Source organism: Staphylococcus kloosii, from assembly GCF_032139365.1.
Classification (GTDB): Bacteria; Bacillota; Bacilli; order Staphylococcales; family Staphylococcaceae; genus Staphylococcus; species Staphylococcus kloosii_A.
On record NZ_JAVTDB010000031.1, the window covers coordinates 1 to 892 of the forward strand.

Sequence of the window (892 nt, forward strand, 5' to 3'; positions counted from 1 at the left end):
ATGACTTTCACTTGTGGTCATTTGTAGTTCTATATTATTAAAGATAACGTAAATTTGAGTAAGCAAAATGAATATGTGCATAATTCTTAGAATTTTCTTATAAAAACATGCGTGAAAAGTAGGCAAATGACCGCAAAATATATTTGTATTGAGGAGCGATTATGCGCTGACTTCTGAAAATATTACGAGTTGAAAACTTTAAAAATACTCGTAGATTAATCTGTATAGAATTTTCGACTGAAACCATATCCTGGGAACCATGCGCATAAAAAAAACTGCCAACACAGTTAAATACTTTGTCGACAGTAAGAGACAACGAGTACAACGACTCACTACCTTTTATAAATTAACCAATAAAAATAAAAATAATACCTGCAATGAGTAAAATAATAGAAAGTAATTTTTGGCTACGTTGAACTAAATCACTTAATAATACTAAGGCGATACCAACAACTAACAATTGATTGTTAAACGTCGTTACCCCCATAAAATCACCGATCATCATAATAACACCGTATACTAATACACCGATTAGTAATACAGTACATACTATAGATAAAACCTTTGCGAACTTCATAATAAAACTCCTTCATATTTATAAAAGACAAAAACCAATATTACAAAAAATATTATAACTTAATTACTATCGTTACTTCTAATTATTAGATTAACATTTGGAAGTTCATAATTTGTTAGATATACTCAATACATAACTCGACAAATGATAGCAGAGAAGGTTTAATATGACACAATATTTAATAGCATTTCACAATGTTTCTAAAACAATAAATCATACTACTATAATTAAAAATTTTTCATTTTAATGTTTCCCGACGTGTTATGAAAAGTTGATGTTGGCTTTATTTATATATAATGTTCTTCGATGCTTTAA

The 892-nt window shown here is 28.0% G+C and carries 1 protein-coding gene; it reads right to left on the bottom strand.

Annotated features, from left to right (window positions below; all coding sequences use genetic code 11):
- Nucleotides 1-346 precede the first annotated feature (346 nt).
- On the bottom strand, nucleotides 347-577 hold the full coding sequence (locus RPL90_RS03375; protein ID WP_313545552.1) for a hypothetical protein: 231 nt from the start codon (nucleotides 575-577) through the stop codon (nucleotides 347-349).
- Nucleotides 578-892 lie beyond the last annotated feature (315 nt).